The following is a 21,350-nucleotide window of genomic DNA, read 5'->3' as shown; positions in this document are numbered from 1 at the left end:
AAGGGTTTTTAATGGAATATGTTATCCTATGTGTACCATAAAGCACCCATCAGGAAGAACATCATCATTTGGGGCTGTAGTGTAGCCCTGGCAAATCTTTATTAAGATTTGATAGAAACAGAGAGGGCATAAAGCCCTCTGAGCTCTGCTGCCAGCAATGTTTCTGGTCGCTGCTAGTAAATTGAATAGAGTATTATATTTGGGGCTGTAGTGTAGCCTGGTATCACTGGCGCTTGGGGTGCGTCCGACCCCGGTTCGAATCCGGGCAGCCCCATAACGGTTTCGTCCGTTAACACCGAAATTAGTCTTGTGGGCATTTCGCTTTGCTCAATACCCAGAACTCCATGCTTTGTATTCCAGTTAGCGAAATTAATCCCTGCAGCGAGTCGCGTTGGGAGGCTTTGGGCCTCCCCTGTTTTTACGAGATTTTACTAAAAATCTCAGTGACACGGTCAGTTAACACCCGAATTAGTCTTGGAGGGATTTCCACTTCGTTACAATCCCTCGAACTCCATGAATTTATTGTACATATCACTACCACAAAGTATATATATAAGTAAAACCTGTTCTTGAGCTTGGTGTTAGGCATGGCTGCGTCGGCAAATCTTACAAAAACCCTCATAGTTCTTGGATTGCTTCTTGCCATGGCTGGCATTGCAGCCGCTGCTGATTTGGAGGCGACCTATAAGTCTGTGACAGGCTATGTTGTTGCGGGAAAAGGAAGCTTTGCAACTTATACGCTGACCATATCCAATTCCGGGCCAGGCCAGACAGTCAATATAAGGACACTGGACAGCCTTGACTGGGAAGTGACTGTTGAGCCCAGCGTCAATAACAGGGTGGAGCTGGCGCAGGGCCAGCAGGGAGTGTACCTCCTCAGAGTCAGAGAAGTGAAAAGAGAGGGGATTTACAGCAAGCCGCTTGGCTCATACAAGCTGACAGTTATTGTTGAAGCTGGTGAAGAAAAAATAACCCTGCCGGTCATTGTGAATGTCGTTTCCCAGGATTCCCTGGTCAAACAATATCCGCCAGACCTTCTGGCAACAGCGGACGTGAATGTGAAAAGCATTGACCCGAGGAATAGCGCGAATGTGAAAATTCTCCTGCAAAACCTGAACTTGAGGAACTTAACAAGAATTGATATCACTATACTTAGCGAAAAGGGACTGGTCGAAAAGAGAGGAGTTGCAACGCTCGGCCCCCTGGAGGAGAAGATTGTGGATTTCACAATCTCTTTTGACGAGAGCATTGCCCCGCAAAAAGACACCCTGTATGTCAAAGTGGAGACAATTGGCGATGACGGGCAGGTTTACCCAAAAAAACAGCCAGAACCAATAGAGTTTGAAATCATATCATATGCGACAATTTTGCGGGACCATCAGGTGGAAAACAGGTTCATGAAAGAAGTGATTACGGAGACTGTTTCGAATGACGGCAACATCAAAAAAGAGGCTGAGATACGGCTGGAGGCATCATTGCTCGACAGATTGTTCACGACGACAACCCCGAAGGGTGATTTTGCCAAGGAAGATGGAAAATATTATTACTTGTGGAACATTGAGCTGGACGCCAAGGAGGGCAACAGGCGGGACTCTGAAGTTTTTACAATCACCAAGAACTACCGGCCGATTTTGGTCATAATCATTGCCCTTATTGTGATGGTTGTGCTTTATTACAGGCTCAGAAGCCCGATTGTCATCGTGAAGGATGTCTCCAAGGTGCTTGCCAAGGAAGGTGGCATTGCCGGGCTGAAGATAATCATACACCTCAAAAACAGGAGCGAACGAACCCTCGAAAACATAAAGATTGTCGACAAAATACCCACAATTGCAGAGGTGGAAAGGGACTTTGAGGTGGGGACGCTGAGGCCAACTGCAATCACAAAAGGAAGGTCAGCAATAAGCATCAGCTGGGACCTGGCGGCATTGGAGCCATACGAGGAAAGGCTGATAACCTACCATGTCAAGTCAAGGCTGAGCGTGCTTGGCGGATTTAACCTGCAGCATGCAGTTGTAAAGTACGTCACCAAGAAAGGCAAGGAAGTCATTGTGACCTCGAATAAGGTGGATATGAGGGGAATTCTGATAGAGTGAGTAATGCATTAAGTTATTTGATAAACGAATAATTTTAAATACCGACTGAAATTCTTCATATTCGATCCCGCGGTAGCTCAACGGTAGAGCGTTCGGCTGTAGCTAACAATAGCGCTGCTTGACCAAGGCATGATAATGCCAGGAATGACCAGCAGTCAGCTGATACCGAAAGGTTGGGCGTTCGAATCCCCCCCGCGGGATTCTTTTTATTTTTCTTTAAGTTTATCTTGATTATTGATTGCACAGATTTAAATTCCTGACACTTGTGTCAGTTTTATGAGAGGGATGACATTTGAAGAAGCTGTTAAGAAAAAAGACATAATTTCTATTAGAAGTGATGGTTCTGCACTCGACCTGGAATTACTTCCTGCAATGACAATTGGCGACCTGCTCGAATGTGAAGTTGAAATTTTTGGCACGCCGGTTATATTTGAAACAAAACATACAACTGAACGACAAAGTGGTTCTTTTGAAGAGGTCCCAAAAACTTCAGTCGGTTTTAATTACCTTGGATTTACCAGCAATGGATGGACAACCTATAGTCATAAGTGGGATACTGATAGGGATGCGATTCCTTTGCTCAAAGCAATATACGAAGTCACACAGATAGGGTACATATGATTTCTGTTTGCTGTCAGCAGATGCCTGCGGGTGGGCATTTGAGTTTACCAATGGATAGATTATATAACTATTCAATAGTAGTGAAAATGCAAAGGTTTATAAAGATAAATCCCTTTTATCGTCGCATGGCAAATAAATTTACAGCGGCTTACCAGAAAAGCAGGGAAGGATTGGATAATTTGGCTCAGAAATATGTAGCGCCAATTGGGACAGCCGGTTTAATTTTTCTGCAGAGTGTGCTGCCTGGCTGCGCTGCCAATGAGCCCGGCAAATATGTCAAGATAGGGGAGACTGCAGTGGATGGCCAAACATGGGTTTTTTACAAGAACAGGCAAAGTGATGGCCACCATAATGAAAAAATGGAAATTTTTTCCTCGGATGGAACAAATAGAAAAGGTTCGCTGGTCGGCATAATTGAAGCAACCGACGTGAGAAGTATTTTTGACACGGTGTCACAAGCCAGCTTTGACCCAAATGAAATTAAATTCATGTCAGTTGACGGAAAAGGCGATACGACAAGATATGAATATGCCTCTGGGCCATTCAACGATTGGTATTATGTGACATTGAAGGATGGTCAAAAATATGGAGGCAACAGCGATGTTGGTTTATCTTCCCAGGATGATGTTGATAACGAATATATCAAAATAGCGAAGAAAGTTATTGAAAAAATGAAAGAGAGGTATGCCGATGCTAAAAAGACGATAATGGCAGGTATTGGCTCCGAACACCAGACAGAATAAGCGTGATAGCTGATAATGTTCTTAGTAGGTTACGATCAGAATCCATATTATTTTTCAGAAGCTTTATATACCCCCCTAATTTGCTTATTTTCATATATCATTATCGTCGAGAATGCAGGGACAAAACATTAGCTTTATAAATGGAGACACAATAGCGCGAACATGGTCGAAGAATCCTTCTATTAGCTAAAGGGACGTTTATAACGTTTTTTGAGCAATAGTAAGGGTTATATCACGCCTTCAGGCTCTGTATGCCCTGGTAGTGTAGTTGGTCTATCATGGGGCCCTGTCGAGGCCCCGACCCGGGTTCGAATGAGCAATAAAAGCGGAATGCTGTGTTATGCTTGAGAAAATCCCGGCCAGGGCGTTCATTGGCCGGAGCGTTGCTCCGGCTTACGTTCATCAGAATCGTGGGCCGGTAGCTCAGCCTGGAAACTCTGCCCGGGGCAAAATCCTGGCAGTGGTTGGGCAATAGAGCGCCTGACTTTTAATCAGGCGGTCGCGAGTTCGAATGGCAGAAATGCCCAGAAAGTCTCGTCCGGCCCACCATTTTTCAAATAATGAGAGTCAAAAACCAAATGAAGCTCAGCAGATTTTCAAAGGGTGCTCACGGAATCTAAGAGGGGGAAGATGCGAAGGAAAAAAGGCGTTTCAAACTTGGAGATCAAGGAACATATTTTGCTTCCAAAGCACATGAAAGTGAGCGAGAAGGAAAAGCAGGAAATTCTGGCAAAGTATAACATCACCCTCAAGGAACTGCCAAAAATTTATCAGAATGACCATGGGATAAGGTCGTTGAAATTGCAGCCTGGCGATATCGTGAAAATCATGAGGAAGAGCCAGACAGCGGGCGAAAGCGCGTATTACAGGGTGGTCACCAATGAATAAATCGCAGGTCATGATCAAGAAATATTTCGACGAGCACTCTGTTGTTGAGTCGAATATCATGTCGTTCAACAATTTTATCGATGTCGAGCTTCAAAAGATAATTGAGGAGAACAATGACATTGAGCCGACAATTATCCCCCATAACATTGATGAATTCAAAATCAGGTTTGACAAGATCTGGGTAACCCAGCCTGAGATTACAGAGGCTGACGGATCCAAGAGGTTTGTCTATCCAATCGAGGCCAGGCTCAGGAAAATAACCTATTCTGCCCCGTGCTTCATTGATGTCAGCGCGCACATCAATGGCGTGCAAAGGGAGACTTTCACAACACAGGTAGTCAACATCCCAATCATGCTCAAGTCAAAGTACTGCCACCTGTCAAAGATGAGCAGGGAAGAGCTGAGCAAAAGAGGCGAAGACCCGACTGACCCGGGCGGATATTTCATCATCAACGGGACAGAAAAGGCACTGGTTATAATTGAGGACCTGGCGCCGAACAGGATGATGGTGGAAAAAACCTCAATCGGGCCCAGCTCCTATGTCGGCAAGATGTTTTCTGAGAGGGGGTCTTTCAAGATTCCGCACAGCATTGAAAGGATGAAGGATGGAATTTTTTATATCACATTCACAAGAGTGAAGAGAGTCCCGCTGATTGTAGTGCTCAAGGCGCTCGGCCTCCTGAAAGACGAGGAGATAATGAAGTTTGTCTCGCCGGAAAAGCCAAGCGATGAAGTGCTTGTAAACCTTTACGAGTTTGTCTCAATCAAGTCTGAAGAGGATGCACTGGATTATATTGCCAAGAAAATCGGCATCACGCAGTCCAGGGAAATAAGGGTTGAGAGGATCAAGGAAGTTCTGGACAAATACCTGCTGCCCCACCTTGGGACACGAAGGGAAGAAAGGATATTCAAGGCCTACAACCTGTGCAAGATGCTCAAGAAGTACATAAGGGTGAGCCGAGAGGAACTCCCGGTTGATGACAAGGACCATTACATGAACAAGCGCCTCAAGCTAAGCGGAGACCTTATGGCTGACTTGTTCAGGGTCAACCTGAAAGTTCTCATCGCTGACATCCTTTACAATTTCCAGAGAATAGTCAAGAGGGGGAAATTCCCCTCGATAAAGAGCGTTATCAGGGACAAATTGCTGACCCAGAGGATTTACAGCTCAATGGCAACAGGCTCATGGGTAGGCGGAAGAAAGGGAATCAGCCAGAGAATACAGAGGCTCAATTTCCTGGAAACCTTGTCCCACCTCCAGAGGGTTGTTTCGCCCCTGAGCGCGAGCCAGGAAAATTTCGAGGCAAGGGAGCTGCACGCCACCCACATGGGGAGGCTGTGCCCAATCGAAACCCCGGAAGGTACAAATATCGGGCTGAGAAAAAACCTGGCATTGCTGGTTTCAGTATCTCCTGACGCTGATGAAGAGGAAATAATCAGGCAGATTAAGCCCATGGGGCTCAAGGGAATGAAATAACCCGGGCATGCTGCCTGGCAGAAGACATGACGTGATAACAATGGCAAGCGAAGTTTATCTCAATGGAAGGTTTGTCGGGACAGTTGACAATCCAAGGGATTTTGTCGGGCAGATTATTGGCGAAAGAAGAAAGGGAAAAATTGCCCACATCATCAATGTCCAATTTGATGAGAATGCCAATGAGGTTTATCTGGATTCTACGAGAGGAAGGGCAAGGAGGCCGCTCATTGTTGTAAATGACGGAAAATCCATGCTTACTGACAAGCATATGCAGCAAATCGAAAGGGGAGAAATTGCATGGTCTGACCTTGTGAGCCAGGGTGTCCTTGAATACCTGGATGCGAGCGAAGAGGAAAATTCACTGGTGGCATTCTATGAGAATGAGCTTACAAAAGACCACACGCACCTTGAGATTACCCCCTTGGCCATGCTCGGCCTGACAACATCATTGGTGCCTTATGGCAATTTCAACCAATCAGCACGGCTGAATGCCGGAAGCAAAAACCAGAAGCAGGCATTGGGATTTTATGCTGCAAACTACCATGTCAGGATGGACATGGACGTAAACCTGATTCACACTCCCCAGTATCCTTTGGTCAAGAGCCTGATGCACGACGTCAGCAACTATGCTGAGCATCCGGCAGGCCAGAACATTGTGGTCGCAATAATGGCCTATGAAGGCTATAACATGGAGGACGCGATTGTCCTCAACAAGAGCTCTGTTGAAAGAGGCCTTGGCAGGTCAACGTATTTCAGGCCGGCAATCGCCGAGGAATTGAGATATTCCGGCGGGCTGACCGATAAAATCAGCATTCCGGACAAGGATGTCAAGGGATACAAGTCTGAAAGGGACTACAGATACCTTGAAGAGGATGGAATTGTCTACCCTGAAGCAAATGTCAAAGAAGGCGATGTTGTCATCGGAAAAACCTCGCCGCCGAGATTCCTGAGCAGCCTGGACGAATATAACCTTGCATCAAACACCAGAAGGGAAAGCTCTGTCTCGCTTAAGCACGGCGAAGTAGGCGTGGTTGACATGGTGCTGCTCACTGAAAATGAGGAAGGCAACAAGCTTGTCCAGGTCAGGATGCGGGATGAAAGAATCCCGGAAATTGGGGACAAGTTCACATCAAGGCACGGGCAAAAAGGAGTTGTAGGATTGATTGTGCCGCAAACAGACATGCCTTTTTCAGCAAGCGGGAACATCCCGGACCTTTTATTTTCACCGCATGGAATTCCGTCGAGAATGACCATGGCCCACCTGATTGAGCTTGTGGGCGGAAAACTGGCAGGCCTTGCCGGAAGGCTCATTGACGGCACAACTTTTGAGGCTGAACCCGAAGAGAACCTGAGAAAGGAGCTGCTGCAGCTTGGCTTCCGCGACAATGGGATGGAAACAATGTACAATGGAGTGTCTGGCGAGAAATTGCACGCAAGGATTTACATCGGCGAAGTCTATTATCTCAAGCTCAAGCATATGGTGGCCAACAAGCTGCACTCAAGGGCAAGGGGCCCAATCCAGCTGTTGACAAGGCAGCCAACTGAAGGAAGGGCAAAGGAAGGCGGCCTGAGGCTGGGAGAGATGGAAAAGGATACCTTTGTTGCGCATGGCGCTGCAATGCTGCTCAAGGAAAGGTTTGACTCAGACAAGACAGTTGTCCCGGTATGCGAGCAATGCGGATTGATTGCCATCCATGATGAATACAGGAACAAGAGCTATTGCGGCATCTGCGGAGACAATGTGGATATCACAAATATCGAAATCAGCTATGCGTTCAAGCTTTTGCTTGACGAGTTAAAATCACTCTGCATTTATCCAAAGATGCAGCTGAAGAGCAAGTACTGAGAGTTAATGATGAAAGGATTTAATGATAATAAAGGTGCAAAATGGTAGAAGATGAAACCCAGATGATTGCCAAGGCAGATGAAGTGCCAATGAAGGATGAGGACTTTTCTGATGAGAAGCCCAATCCTGAAGAGGAAAAAAAGAGGCAGGAGTACATTGAGGAATTCGAAAAATACATTTTCAAGAATGTCAAAAGCCTTGTATTTGGCGTCCTGTCACCCAAGCTCCTGAAAAAAATGGCATCTGCCAAAATAGTCACACCTGAGCTTTATGACAAAGAGGGCTATCCTGTTGATGGAGGGCTAATGGATATCAGGCTGGGTGTCATTGACCCAGGATTGAGATGCAAGACCTGCGGCTCCAAGCTGAAGGAATGCGTTGGGCATTTTGGCTATATCGAGCTGGCCAGGCCAATCATCCATGTTAAATTCACTTCCCTGGTATTGAACCTGCTGAGGTCCACATGCAGGGACTGCGGAAGGATTCTTGTTCCCAAAAACAAGCTGGGGAGATATTTGCAGTCACTAAATGAGATTGAAGCAGAAAAAGGCATGAGCGCGAGGAGGGATAAGATAAAGGAGATAATCCAGTCGACAAAAACCTCGAACAAATGCCCGCACTGCAATGCAAGGCAGCAAAAGATTACCCTTGAAAAGCCAACAACGCTGATTGAAGGCGACAAGAGGGTCAGCCCGGTTGAAATCAGGACAAGGCTGGAGAAGATTCCGGATGAGGATTGCTGGCTATTCGGCATTAACCCTGAGTTTATGAGGCCTGAGTGGACTGTGCTGACTGTCCTGCCTATACCGCCAGTCACGATGAGGCCCAGCATCACGCTTGAAAGCGGTGAAAGGAGCGAGGACGACCTTACGCACAAGATGGGCGACATTGTCAGGATCAACCAAAGGCTGTTCGAAAACATCAATGCCGGTGCGCCGGAAATAATCATCGAAGACTTATGGGACTTGCTCCAGTACCACATCACAACATTTTTTGACAATAACATTGTGCAGCTCCCGCCTGCCAGGCACAGGAGCGGCCAGCCACTCAAGACACTTACAGAAAGGATAAAGAGCAAGGAAGGGAGGATCAGGCACAATCTCGCCGGAAAAAGAACCAACTTCTCAGCAAGGACTGTTATCAGCCCTGACCCCAATGTTGACCTGAATGAGGTCGGCGTGCCAAAAATTATTGCAATGAAGCTGTCAGTCCCTGAGACAGTAACTGAATGGAACATGAATTATCTCAAGGAATTCATCAGGAGAGGGCCAGCGGAATACCCCGGTGCGAACTACATTGTCAGGCCAGATGGAAAAAAGAAAAAGATAACCGATGAAACCAAGGAGCAATTACTGGAGGAAATCCAGCCTGGCTATGTCGTGGAAAGGCATGTCATGAACGGCGACATCTCAATCTTCAACAGGCAGCCAAGCCTGCACAGGATGTCCATGATGTGCCACAGGGTGAGGGTGCTGCCGCATAAGACATTGAGGCTCAACCCGGCTGTCTGCCACCCATACAACGCTGATTTTGACGGCGACGAAATGAACCTGCACATCCCGCAGACTGAGGAAGCAAGGGCAGAAGCTGAAATCCTGATGGAAGTCCAGACACAGCTTATCAGCCCGAGGTACGGATTGAGCGTCATGGGATGCATTCAGGACGCGATTTCCGGGAATTATATTCTCACCAAAACGCTGGAAATGCCAAGGAATGAGGCAGTTGACCTGCTCTTATCAATCGGAGTCAGCGATGCGTCAAAGCTTCCGAAGAGAACCAAGGTGAACGGAAGGGAAATCTTCAGCGTGCTTATCCCGGATGATTTTAACTTCATTGAAAGAGGGAGAAAAAATGTTGATGCCAATGTTGTCATCAAGAACGGCATTATGGAATCTGGCATAATCGACAAGAAGAACCTGGGCGAAGGCTCAGGGCTTTTGCTGAGAAATTTGCACAAGATTTATGGCGCAGACAAGACTATCCAGATTCTCGGCAAGATTTTCAGGCTCGGGATTAAGGTCCTGAACAAAGTGGGATTTACAGTCGGAATTTCAGACACGGACCTGCCGGAAGAAGCCAGGAACAAGATTGGGGAAATCCTGAATAAGGCTGAAAATGATGTCAAGGAGCTTATTGAGGCCTACCACAAAGGTGAGCTAGATGCTTTCCCTGGAAGGACTGTGAGCGAGACCCTGGAGCTGAAAATCCTTGAACTCCTCAACAAGGCAAGGAATGAGTCGGGCTCAGTAGTCGCGCAGTTTGCAAACCAGACAACATCCACTATGGTCATGGCAAAGAGCGGCGCAAGGGGCAACCTGCTGAATCTCGCCCAGATGGCTGCCTGCGTTGGGCAGCAGGCTATGAGGGGCAAGAGGATTGAAAGGGGCTACAAGAACAGAACGCTTTCATGCTTCAAGAAAAATGACCTGAGCCCGGATGCAAGGGGATTTGTCAGGCAGGGATTCAAGTCAGGCCTTAAGCCACATGAATTCTTTTTCATGGGGATAACAGGCAGGGACTCCTTAATGGACACTGCGCTGAGAACTCCAAAATCAGGTTACTTGTACAGGAGGCTGGCAAATGCACTGCAGGATTTGAAAGTGGAGTATGACAGCACTGTCAGGGATGCAAGCGGCCGAATCGTGCAGTTCAGTTATGGCGAAGACGGCATCGACGTTGCCAAAAGCGAAGGCGGAATAATCAATGTCCAGAGAATTGTGGACAATACTTGATAGGGATAATCAACAGAGGTCATAAAAATGAGCCTAACAAAGGAACAAGCGGAAAAACTTCCAGCCAAGATAGCTGATGAACTAAGAGAAAGCATCAAGGACCTTTCAGAGACAAAGACCAAAAAGGTTATTGAAGCCACACTGAATGAATATGAATCAGCTAAAATAGACCCGGGAGAGTCTGTTGGGCTTGTGGCTGCAGAGTCCATCGGGGAGCCAGGCACCCAGATGACGCTGAATACATTCCACTTCGCAGGCGTCTCAGAGATGAATGTCACAATGGGCCTGCCAAGAATAATTGAGATTCTGGATGCGCGCAGCACAGTTTCAACCCCCATGATGGAGATTTACCTCAAAAAGCCATATTCCCAGGGCAAGGACATCAAGAAAATTGCCCAGACCATCAAGGAGACCAAGGTTGCGGATATTGTGAATGAGTTTATTATTAATATTGCGGAGCTGAGCCTTGAGCTGGTCTTCAACCAGGAAAAAATTAGCCTGCTCGAGCTTTCACCTGCGACAATTGGCAAGGCCATTGAAAAAGCCCTGAAGGGTTACACCTTGAAAAGGTCAGGGGAAAATCTCATCATCAGGGCCAAGGGAAAGGATGAAAACCTGAATTCAGTCTACTTGGTCAAGGAAAAGCTCAGGGAACTGCACATCAGCGGCATAAAGGGGATTACACAGGTATTGCCAGTGAAAAGAGAGGAGGAGTTTGTCATCATCACTGCGGGCTCAAACCTCAAGGATGTGATGGCAATAGACATAGTTGATGTGTCAAGGACAATTACAAATGATATTTTTGAAGTTGCGCAGGTGCTTGGGATTGAAGCGGCAAGGCAGGCAATAGTGAATGAAGTCTACAAGGTCATTGAGAGCCAGGGACTGAATGTTGACATAAGGCATATTATGCTCGTTGCTGACACAATGTGCGTCAATGGCGACATCAGGGGCATCTCAAGATACGGCGTTGTGAGCGACAAGTCAAGCGTACTGGCAAGGGCAAGCTTCGAAACGCCAATCAAGCACATCATTGAAGCCAGCATGGTCGGGGAAGTCGACAACCTTGACTCTGTTGTGGAAAATGTCATGATAAACCAGCCAGTCCCGGTCGGGACAGGCATGCCAAAGTTAGTTGTCAAGGAAAATAAGCAGGAGAAGTAAGTAGGATTGTCAAGAACCACCGGTCAGACGGAGTCACTTTGTTCGTCGGTTTGCTAAAGCAAACGACCGGTGGAATGTCATGTTTGGTTCCGCAGACCTCGTGGTTCTTGAGCATGTTAGGAATTTTTCACTTGAAAGTTTGACATCGGCTTTCCGGCCACCAGTTAGAAACTAGTGGAAAATTCCAAACATTTTAATCTTACAGTCGAGCTGTGCCTGTTTTGAGCACGGCAGCAATGCTCGGAAAAGGTAAAGGCTTAAAAAGCCCCAAAATTCTCCTTAATTTTCAGGAAACAGCTTAAGGGGCACACTGCATAAAAATGGCAAAGAGCGAAAATTCACAAAACATTGTAACTGAAATAAGGAAGAATCTCGAAACCAAAAGGCTAGCAATAGGCACAGATTTGGCAATGAGGGCCTTGAGGAGCGGCAGGCTTGAAAAGGTTTACATCACAACCAACTGCCCGCAAAGCGTAAAGGATGACTTCGCGCATTACAGCCAGATAGCAGGCGTGACCATCGTGAACCTGGAAATGCCGAATGATGAATTGGGCACAATCTGCAAAAAGCCGTTTTCTATTTCTGTTGTTGGGCTCCTGAGGGTTTAAATTGGACAGGATTAAATATGACATAAAAGCCATGGGCTTTATCTCGATATTCGAGCAAACAACAGGTGCCAAGCTGAAGGATTGCATTATCGGCGATAGTGTGCTGACGTTTATTGTGCAGGAAAATGAGATAGCAAGGGCAATTGGCAAACACGGGTCGAATGTCAAGAGGCTCGAGAGAATGCTTAAAAAAAAGGTTAGGATAGTGGAATTCAAGCCTGTGCTTGTTGATTTTATCAAAAGCCTCATATATCCATTGCAAGCCCAGGAAATAAGCATCAATGAGCAAAATCAGATTATAATAAAAGGGCCTGATGTCCATACCAAAAGCATGCTTATCGGCAGGAATGCCAGCAATTTGAGGGCAACAGAAGCTGTTGTCAAAAGATATTTTGAGATTAAGGAAATAAGGGTCATTTAGGGCAAATGCGCCCATGATATCATGGTCCGGCTCCTCCCTTCCCCTGAGCATGCAATGCCGACTATAACTGTGGAAAGGTTTAAAAATGGGTGCAATTACCAAGTTTGACCGGTATCATGGACAATATATGAGAAAGGCAATGTGAAAACATGGCAAACAAAGCAAACGGATTAAACACTGCAAAAAGCCTCAAGAAAAGGCGCAATGTCGGCAGATGGCATGACAAGTGGTTTGTCAAGAGAGTCTTGGACCTCAAGAAAAAGGCTGATCCATTGGAGGGCGCAAGCCAGGCCAAGGGGATTGTCCTCGAAAAAGTCCAATTGGAAGCAAAGCAGCCTAACTCAGCCATGAGAAAGTGCGCCAGGATACAGCTTCTCAAGAATGGAAGGCAGATAACAGCATTCCTGCCCGGTGACGGAGCCACCAAGCTGGTCGACGAACATGATGAAGTTTTGGTGGAGTGCATTGGCGGAAAGATGGGCAAGGCTAAAGGGGATATTGGTGGCGTCAGGTGGCAGGTTATCAAAGTGAATGACCAAAGCCTGGATGCATTGCTAAAGGGAATAATTGAGAAAGCTAGAAAATAATTTCATAAAATAAGGCAATAAAACGGCAGGCCTTACACTTCAAATGGATGTTTAACATGGAAAGCTCAGCATTGAAAGCTTTTGGAAAATGGGATACACAGGGAATTGAAGTTGTTGACATAGGCTTAAGGCCGTATATAACTCTTGAGCCAAAGCTCGCGCCAAAAACCGGCGCAAGATATGCAGGCAACAAGTTCCACAAGTCAAAGGTGTTCATTGTTGAAAGGCTTGTCAACAAGCTCATGAATTCCGGCCATAAGAGCAAGAAGCATTACAGGAGCTCAGGGAGCTTTACCGGCAAGGCCCACACCGCATCCAAAATTGTGGAAGGGGCATTTACGCTCATTGAGAAAAAAACCAAGGAGAACCCAATCAGGGTGCTGGTTAAGGCAATTGAGAATGCTGCTCCAAGAGAGGAGATAATTAGCATTGAATATGGTGGAGCAAGATATCCAAAAGCTGTCGAAGCGTCGCCGCAAAGAAGGATTGATGTTGCGCTTAGGTACATGACACAGGGAGCATATTCAAAGGCATTCAACTCCAAGAAAAAAATAATCACGACCCTTGCAGATGAAATCATTGCCGCCAAAAACCTGAGCATGATGTCTGCAGCAATAGCGAAAAAACAGGAGCTTGAAAGGCAGGCAGACTCAAGCAGGTAATTTTTCTTAAAGATTTAAAGATTGATCTTATTTCGTTATTCTTTGGTCCCGCCCGAGGTATTCCGAATTTCAGGGTCCAAGAGCATTACTACACTCTACGACTTTTTTGCATGCAGGGCCTTTACCTGGGAAACTGTGGATGCTGATTCCCTGGTGCTGTAATTCTTTACAAGCCACCTGAATACAATTGGGCTTACCAATGTTGTGACAAATGCCATGAAAATTATGGATGAGAAGATAGAGGAGGATATGATGCCTTTTTGCAGGGCAAGGGATGCAATCACAAGCTCCACATCACCCTTGGGATTAACGCCCCAGCCGACTATATAGCCCTCATGCCTGCTTCCTTTGCTCCATAAGACTCCAAGCACAGTCCCGCCGATTGTCCCGACAAATGCTATGACTGTGATGGCAAGCGTGAACCACAGGTTGTCAATAATGCCCGACAGGTTTGTGTTAAGCCCCACCCAGACAAAGAAAATCGGGACAAGGAACCCGAAAGAGATGGTGCGCATGATTGATGTCATCCTCTCTGTCTGGACAATGCCCTGCTTTGTGCCCCTGGCTACCAGTATTTGCCTGACCAGGACACCCCCTATAAGAGCGCCAATCAATGAGCCGAGGCCCAATTTCTCTGAAAACACAGCCATGATCAGAGTGATGATAAGCCCTCCCGTGAACAAGGATGTTTCATTTTTTGACTGTTCAAAGTACTTAAGCGCCTTAGGTATGAGAAAAGCCCTGGCAATCAGGACAAGGACAATGAACAGGAGGATGCTGCCCAAAAGCAGGATTATGCTTGTCCCGCCAATGGCAGTGTGCAGCATGGCCAAAACAACGCTTACCAGGATAAGCTCAATGAGATCGTCAACAGTCCCGGCGGTTATTATCAGCTGCCCCACCCTGCTCTTAAGCATTTTCATCTCCTCAAGGAAATCAATTGAGATGGATTGCGCGCTTACAGAAAGCGCGACGCCAATAAGGAGCGCAGTGACCTTTGGCAGCCCAAATGAGAGGCTGAGGGCAATTCCCAGAATAAATGGTATAGAAGTGTTAAGCAGGGAGATTTTGAGCGACTCCCTGGCATTTTTCTCGAATTCAAGCAGGTTTATTTCCAGGCCGACGAAGAAAAACAGCAGGATAATCCCGATGTCAGCAAGAGAGGTGATAATCTCCATGTTTTCATTTGTCAAGACCCAGCTGCTGACAAAAGGCGTGCCAAGTATTATGCCAACCATGATCTGGCCAACGACCCTTGGAAGCCTGAGCAGCCTGCAAATTTCAGCAAAGCCGTGCGCCAGCAGCAGCACAATCAGCAAAATCAGCAATAGCTCCATTTGCTTATAAGTGGACTAACACTTTAAATATTTTATTGAGGACTGCGGAATAAGAATAAAAAGGCAGAAAGCCCATCCATGGAAAACAGGTTTAACCCTCGAATTTTCCCTTGACTTTGTACTTATCAGAATTCAGAATTTCGTTTATCTCATCCCTGACAGATGACTTGGGCTTGCCTAGCTTTGAAAATAGCCTGAAGATTAGGTAAACACACAACATGATATAGACTGCGTATAATATTTCCTTGTACATTTTGCTGATCAATTTATCCTAAATGAAACAAGTTTATAAATATTATTGAAATGCAGGCTGGATAGCCTCAAGGCAAGGCAGGATTGCCACGGCCAGGCACGGCCTGGAACCCTGCATACCAGTAACAATCAGACTAAAGTTATGGCTTCATGGGACTTTATGCCATAGACATAGATATAATTCCAGAAAAGGCCTTTCTTCCTTTCAACCTGGACAGAGAATCCTGCGCGCCGGAAAACCTCTGAGACAACCTCATTCTTGGACAGCCATTCCACATTCGGGATCAGCTTAAAAAAATCGCCATATTCGACAAAGCAGATTTTCCCATCTGGCGGGAGGATTGAATAAAACTCGCGCAGCATTTTCTCTATGTCCTGGATGTAACCGAGCATGCCCACTGAAACAATCACATCTGAATAGGAAACCCCTGAATGCAGGCGATAGACCTGCTGGTCATCATGGATTATCGTGACCCTGCCGTGTATCCTCTCCTTCGAGCTCCAAACAAGCTTTTCAATCCTTTTCTGGGTGATTTTCAAGTCATTCCTTGAAAGGTCTACAGCATACAGCCGGCCATCCGGGCCAACTGCCCTGGCCAGGTCCAAAGTCAGGGTGCCGACGCTACAGCCGTATTCCAGCACGGTTTTTCCCTTAAGGCTGCCCAGGATTGCCAATATTTCCTTCTTTACCTTGCCGGGCAGGGATATCCTCTCAGTAAAGAGAGTAAAATATGCAACAATGTCATTGGCTTCAGTAATCATCTCAGGGTCATAGTACAGCGATATGAGGAAATAAAGCGGAAAGCCAAAGAAGACAAGGGAAACCCCGAGCGAGAGGACAGACCAAGCATTCGGCTCATATGCAATCCACTTGACAACCAGGTACAAGATGAACATGACGCTGATAATTGGCCCAATTATAGGAAAAGGCGCGTTAAATGGCCGTTTCATGCCCGGCATTTTTTTCCTCAGGATAGGCACAGCCAAAAGCACAAACGCATACATGATAAATCCCAATGGCAAAAGCAGGCTGAGCAGGAGAAAATAACTGCCAAACCCCATGTAGAGTATAAGGAGGGAAACAATGGTCTGGAATATTATGGCCTTATACGGCGTTGCCCTGGTCTTGTGGATTTTCGAAAACTGGGAAAGGAAAAGCCGGTCCCTTGCCAGTGCAAGAATCAGGCGGGGCATTGTAACTGCGCCGCCAAATGCTGAGTTAATCATTGTGACAAAGACGCCAATGGCCAATAGCTTTGCGGTGAGTGGATTGAATATTTGGCCAGCGACATACAGGAAGGGCACATCCGCACCAGCCAATTCGCGCCAGGGAACAGCTCCAAGGCTGACGATGTTTACCAGGATAACGGCCACTGCTGTGATGAGAGTCCCTATTATGAGGGACTTGGGTATGACTTTTTCCGGATTGTTTGTTTCTTCTGACAAGAATGTTGCCGATTCCCAGCCAAAAAAACTTTCTGCTATGAAAAATACCGCAACAAAAATGGCCCCTGTGCCAAACTCAAAGAATGGCTGGAAATTTGCCGGGTCAATGTGGCCAAAGCCTGGAATTAAAAATGCGAGGATGACAACAAAGGAGACTGTCGCCAGCATGACAAGCGTTGCTGCACTTGCCTCTGAGCCAAGGAATGCAATGTAGTTGAGGAGGATTATGATGCCAACTGCAATAAAAAATTTCCAAATAATTGTTCCCGGGTGTGACGGCATGATGAGGTTTACGGCAGCCACAACGATAAGGGAGGTTGTGATGTTGCCAACAAGCCATGCGACCCAGCCTATGATGAAGGAGAAAAACCGGCCATATGCGCGCTTGCAAAATTCATAAACCCCTCCTGCCTCAGGGAACATGCTTGTTAGTTCCCCAAAACATGCAGCGATGTAAAGGCCAAAAAGCGAAAGAACAACCCATGAAAGTATCGAGGCATTGCCTGCGTATTGGGGGGCAATGCCAGCGCCATAAAACAGGCCTGTGCCCATGATTGAGGCCACGGCAAGGCTTATTATTGCAAAGTAGCCCAAGGACCTTCGTAGCTCTGCCATGATGCGATTAACTGATCTTTCTATATAAATAAAATGACTTATACTATAGAGTGGTAGCTCAAAGCCGATTCAAAAGTCGGGAAGAGGATTTCAGAAACGGCCGGGCGGAGGCGCCTGAACTGCCTGATGGGTGTACTTGTAATACAGAAATGCTGCAAGCCCAAGGATTACCGCGAAGCCGGCAAACCACCGGAATATTGTTGCATAATCTGTTCTGCAGCCAGTGTCTGTCATTTTGGCAAGCGGCCCGCATTCAAGCAGGGCACAACCATCGGAAGTCATCTCCTGATTCGGGGCGCACTGCACCTGGTAACACTGCCCATTTTCCGCATATTCATTGGGCCCGCATGTTATTTTTACGCATGCATGCTCAGTTGGATTCTCGTCCTCTGCACATTCAAGCGGCATGCATTCATGATTCATTGCAACTTCGTCATATTGGCAGTTCAGGTCAATGCATGTCCTGTTGAATATCCTCTGCGAAGAGGCGCATTCCAGCTTCTGGCATTCATGGTCGGCGCAGATGGAATCCAGCTCACATTCCCTGGAGTCGCAGCATCCATAGGGCAGGCATCCATGGTTGTCAACATATTCACAAAGGCCGCAGCTGAGCATTTCGCATTTTCCTTTTGTGCAAATTTCGTTCTCACGGCAGCCAGAGGTGTTAAAGCATTCCACCAGTGATTCCTTGAAAATCTGCAAGCTGTATGGGTACTTGCCGCAAGTCCAGGTTTCATTGCCAATTGCCTTTTCCTCTGCGTCCAGGAGATAAAATGTGAAGCACGGGACTATTTGGAGTGCAAACCCGGAAGGTGCCGGCGGGAGCTTACCCTGCAGGCTCAGGCTTGCATTGCTGATTGGTGTCACTATCAGGTTCAGGTCCTTGGCAGAGGCAATTGTGGTGTTGTAGATGATATCAACATAGTCGACCTTTGTGTACCAGACACTGAGATTGGTATGATAAAGGAGAAGGGAAATGTCAACCTCCCCATTCTCAATGCAGACGCTGCCAGGGCATTGCAGCCTGGTTTCATATAGTGCAGAAGTTGGCTGCATCCCAATTGCCAATAAGAAAAATGACAGCGAAAAAAAGAAAAATGTGAGTTTCGGCCAATTTGCGCAGTTCGAGAATGCCATATGGAAAAAAGAATGAAAAATGTTTATAAATTTTTTGCATTAAAAAGGAGTGATTACTATCTCAGGCCCCGCTGGCTTTCATCCTCTTCCTGGCCTGGCTCGTCAATCATGTCATGCTGCTTCATGTAAACAAAGTAGTAGCCTGCCACTGCAAATCCGATTAATGCCAGGATGATAACTGACCAGAGGAGGAAGGTTGATTTTCCTTGCGCTGGCTCTGATCCTGTAGTGCCGGTGGCTGTGGTTGTTGTGGTAGTAGCTGGCTGCCCAGATGTTGCGCCAGCAGCGGTTGCCTCTCCGGCTATCTCTCCGCCTGTTGCGGATTCATCAGTTGTCGGCTCCTCACCAGGCGCCTGTTCAGCAGGCGCTGCCGCCTGGGCTTTGGCAGCGATTGCGAAATAGCTGAAGCCAGGAGTTGACGCAGTATAAGTCACTATGGTTGAATCAGACTTTATCTTCCTGGTCACCAGCTCCTGCCAGGCATTGTTGTTCCATCGGAGCAGGACAATCTGGCCGGAGTCAATGCTGTTTGAATTCAGCCAGGAAACAGGCACTGTAAACTCCACCTGGATATTGGTGACAGATGCGTCTGCAATGTTAGCCTTGACAAATTCAAGGTATTTGTAGACCTTGGAATACATTGATGACTGCAATGTTGAAGTTGCGCTGGGCTTGGTATCGAGTGCTTTCACCGTCAGCTGTGCATTTGAAAGTTTCTGCAATACTGTAAATGTCAGCTTTGTGACGGGGATCAATGAGTTGGAGATGGTATAGGTTGTAATTGAGCCCTGAGGGATTGTGTCCCATTGCTTCGAAACCGAGGGTGTTTCTGTTGTGGTGCCGCCGCCTCCGCCGCCACTCGAGCTGGAAGATGATGTTGAGCTGGATGCTGCTGCTGTAGTTGTGAAGTTGTAGAGGTCTGAGGTATTGCAGTTTGCATTGATGTCACAGCTGATTGCCCTGAAATAATAAAGGGTGCTCGCGGTCAGTCCGGATAGTGAAACGCTGTGTGACAGCTCAAATGTTTCCGAGCCCGCGTAGGTGCCAAGCGATGTTGTTGTGCCATAATTGACAGTCGAATTGGCATAATCCCCTGTTGTCCAAGTTATTGTAGTGGCTGTAGATGTTGGCGAGCCTCCTGAAATGGAAGTCATATTTGTTGTTGTGGTGTCTGTGAGTGTGAAGTTGTGGTAAAGCCTCGTGCTCCTGTTGTTTGCATCTGAACAATTGATTGTGACATTATACCCATAATTCGGCAATTGTGACAACAGCACAGCAAATGTGTATTGGGTGCCAGTCTGGGTTGCATCTGAGTCAGCCAGAGTGCCGGAAGTGGCAGTTGTGGTGCCGTTTGTGACATTATATCTGCAGAAAGTTGTTGCAGGATTGGCCTCCCACACATCAAACCTGAGATAGAAATCACCATTGGCAATCACGCTGTTATTGGCTGGATTCGATATATTGACAGTTGGTTCCACTGTGTCATTTGCCAAAGCTCCACCTGACAGGTGGGGTATGTGCAAAGTAGTGTTTTGCGATTGGTTTGTGTAACACATGTTGCTGGTGCTTATGACCGCAGCTGGCGGCGTATTTCCGCTGCATTGCGACAGCTTGTAGACTTCGTTGCCATCGTCATCAGCAACATAGAGCACTACGAGGCCTGTCGGGCTTGAGTTGAAAATAAGGCTGATGTTATTGTAGTCTGAAAGGTTCAGGAAGTAATCAAAGTCCCTGAAGAATGCTATTCTTGTCACATTGACTCCGGATTTATTGCCAACCTGGTCGGCAATTGGGCCGGAGGTGTTAATGTCAACTGAAAAGTTTGAGCTCTTGTTCCAGTCTGCATTGGAGCCATTGAATGGGATTTTCACAATAATGTCCTGCAGAATGTCGTCCAGGACAAGCTGCAAGAGAATGCTTTGGTTGAGGTCAATGCTTCCATTCACAAATTGGCCTGAAGAATTGATCCATGATGTTCCATTCACTGCAGGATTGTTGCCCTGTATTTCGTTGCCGGTCTCTGACAGATTTTCTATTGTAATAGTGAATGAGATTGACGATGAGTTTGCCCAATTGTTTGCTGAATCGTTCATGCTGAATATTATTGTGTGGCTGCCACCGGATGTGTTCAGCAGGTGAGTGCCATTCAGGCTGTGTGAGCTCGTCGGGCCAAGCAGAAATACAAATACCTGGTTGTCGAGGTAATAGCCCACTGAGCTCATATTAGAGCCGCTGCCAGAGGCTGTCCAGTTCAGCAGAGCCGGGCCGTAGAACGACTGGCCTGAAGTCGGAGATGATATTGCCAGGGTGTCGCTGGTGTTGTCGATTGTGAAAGTTCTGGTTGTTGATGCACCCAGTTTTGAAGCATGGTCTGTGCAGGAAACATTCCAGTAATAAGTTCCTGTTGATATTGTAAGTGTATATGATGTACTAGATGAGTTTGAAGTGGATGTGTTGAGAATGCTGGTTGAAAGTGTGTTGGATGATGTGAATACACTTAAGTTGCAGTCTGGTGCTGCATCCAGTTCACCGCTTATATTCCACGCAAATGTGACAGAGGTGCTGCTCTGCACTGCACCATCGGAAATTGCTGCTGGAGCGAATGATACAGTTGGCGCTGTGTTGTCATAAGTGTACCATCTTGCAGATGTTGAAGCAGATTGGCCAGCAAAGGTTGTTGCGGTAAGGCTGTAATTGTATCTGCCTTCTGGGCCTAATGTG

General features: G+C 46.8%; 17 protein-coding genes and 4 tRNA genes. 16 read left to right on the top strand and 5 right to left on the bottom strand.

Going from position 1 to position 21,350, the window contains the following annotated elements:
• Positions 1-201 precede the first annotated feature (201 nt).
• From J4227_00835 to J4227_00760, 16 genes are all read left to right on the top strand, one after another.
• Positions 202-274, top strand: a tRNA-Pro gene (locus J4227_00835).
• Positions 275-587: 313 nt separating this feature from the next.
• Positions 588-2,093 (top strand): hypothetical protein, encoded by a 1,506-nt coding sequence (locus tag J4227_00830; protein MBS3109056.1) that lies wholly within the window; start codon positions 588-590, stop codon positions 2,091-2,093.
• 66 nt (positions 2,094-2,159) lie between these two features.
• Positions 2,160-2,293, top strand: a tRNA-Tyr gene (locus tag J4227_00825).
• Between the two features lie 76 nt (positions 2,294-2,369).
• Entirely contained in the window at positions 2,370-2,714 is a 345-nt protein-coding gene (locus J4227_00820; protein ID MBS3109055.1) for a hypothetical protein, read from the top strand.
• Positions 2,715-2,839: 125 nt separating this feature from the next.
• Positions 2,840-3,457 (top strand): hypothetical protein, encoded by a 618-nt coding sequence (locus J4227_00815; GenBank protein MBS3109054.1) that lies wholly within the window; start codon positions 2,840-2,842, stop codon positions 3,455-3,457.
• A 253-nt stretch (positions 3,458-3,710) separates the two neighbouring features.
• Positions 3,711-3,824: transfer RNA gene (locus J4227_00810), tRNA-Asp, on the top strand.
• Between the two features lie 45 nt (positions 3,825-3,869).
• Positions 3,870-4,006: transfer RNA gene (locus tag J4227_00805), tRNA-Lys, on the top strand.
• A gap of 81 nt (positions 4,007-4,087) precedes the next feature.
• A complete protein-coding gene (locus tag J4227_00800; protein MBS3109053.1) occupies positions 4,088-4,345 on the top strand; it encodes a DNA-directed RNA polymerase subunit H in 258 nt (85 codons plus the stop codon).
• Positions 4,338-5,822 carry a DNA-directed RNA polymerase subunit B'' gene (locus tag J4227_00795; GenBank protein ID MBS3109052.1) on the top strand — a complete coding sequence of 495 codons (1,485 nt, stop codon included), beginning with the start codon at positions 4,338-4,340 and terminating at the stop codon, positions 5,820-5,822. Before J4227_00800 ends, J4227_00795 begins: the two co-directional genes overlap by 8 nt.
• A 40-nt stretch (positions 5,823-5,862) precedes the next feature.
• Positions 5,863-7,668: a DNA-directed RNA polymerase subunit B gene (rpoB, locus tag J4227_00790; GenBank protein ID MBS3109051.1), complete on the top strand. Its 1,806-nt coding sequence runs from the start codon at positions 5,863-5,865 to the stop codon at positions 7,666-7,668.
• A gap of 89 nt (positions 7,669-7,757) precedes the next feature.
• Positions 7,758-10,400, top strand: a complete 2,643-nt coding sequence (locus J4227_00785) for a DNA-directed RNA polymerase subunit A' (GenBank protein ID MBS3109050.1) — start codon at positions 7,758-7,760, stop codon at positions 10,398-10,400.
• Between the two features lie 27 nt (positions 10,401-10,427).
• Positions 10,428-11,564 (top strand): DNA-directed RNA polymerase subunit A'', encoded by a 1,137-nt coding sequence (gene rpoA2 / locus J4227_00780; GenBank protein ID MBS3109049.1) that lies wholly within the window; start codon positions 10,428-10,430, stop codon positions 11,562-11,564.
• Between the two features lie 320 nt (positions 11,565-11,884).
• Positions 11,885-12,172 (top strand): ribosomal L7Ae/L30e/S12e/Gadd45 family protein, encoded by a 288-nt coding sequence (locus J4227_00775; protein ID MBS3109048.1) that lies wholly within the window; start codon positions 11,885-11,887, stop codon positions 12,170-12,172.
• 1 nt (position 12,173) lies between these two features.
• Positions 12,174-12,593 (top strand): NusA-like transcription termination signal-binding factor, encoded by a 420-nt coding sequence (locus J4227_00770; GenBank protein ID MBS3109047.1) that lies wholly within the window; start codon positions 12,174-12,176, stop codon positions 12,591-12,593.
• Positions 12,594-12,742: 149 nt separating this feature from the next.
• A complete protein-coding gene (locus J4227_00765) occupies positions 12,743-13,180 on the top strand; it encodes a 30S ribosomal protein S12 (GenBank protein ID MBS3109046.1) in 438 nt (145 codons plus the stop codon).
• Positions 13,181-13,227: 47 nt separating this feature from the next.
• Positions 13,228-13,842, top strand: a complete 615-nt coding sequence (locus J4227_00760; protein MBS3109045.1) for a 30S ribosomal protein S7 — start codon at positions 13,228-13,230, stop codon at positions 13,840-13,842.
• 95 nt (positions 13,843-13,937) lie between these two features.
• Here the strand turns inward: J4227_00760 and J4227_00755 are convergent, their stop codons facing one another.
• The 5 genes from J4227_00755 to J4227_00735 form a co-directional block, all read right to left on the bottom strand.
• On the bottom strand, positions 13,938-15,179 hold the full coding sequence (locus tag J4227_00755; protein MBS3109044.1) for a cation:proton antiporter: 1,242 nt from the start codon (positions 15,177-15,179) through the stop codon (positions 13,938-13,940).
• A gap of 91 nt (positions 15,180-15,270) precedes the next feature.
• On the bottom strand, positions 15,271-15,444 hold the full coding sequence (locus J4227_00750) for a hypothetical protein (GenBank protein MBS3109043.1): 174 nt from the start codon (positions 15,442-15,444) through the stop codon (positions 15,271-15,273).
• Positions 15,445-15,560: 116 nt separating this feature from the next.
• Entirely contained in the window at positions 15,561-17,492 is a 1,932-nt protein-coding gene (locus tag J4227_00745; protein ID MBS3109042.1) for an amino acid permease, read from the bottom strand.
• Between the two features lie 90 nt (positions 17,493-17,582).
• Complete coding sequence (locus J4227_00740; GenBank protein MBS3109041.1) at positions 17,583-18,629, bottom strand: hypothetical protein; 1,047 nt, start codon at positions 18,627-18,629, stop codon at positions 17,583-17,585.
• A 56-nt stretch (positions 18,630-18,685) separates the two neighbouring features.
• A partial coding sequence (locus tag J4227_00735; GenBank protein ID MBS3109040.1) for a PGF-pre-PGF domain-containing protein occupies positions 18,686-21,350 on the bottom strand: 2,665 nt, incomplete at its 5' end.

The organism is Candidatus Woesearchaeota archaeon (genome assembly GCA_018303405.1).
Taxonomy (GTDB): domain Archaea; phylum Nanobdellota; class Nanobdellia; order Woesearchaeales; family JABMPP01; genus JAGVYD01.
This window is presented reverse-complemented; position numbering and strand designations above follow the sequence as displayed.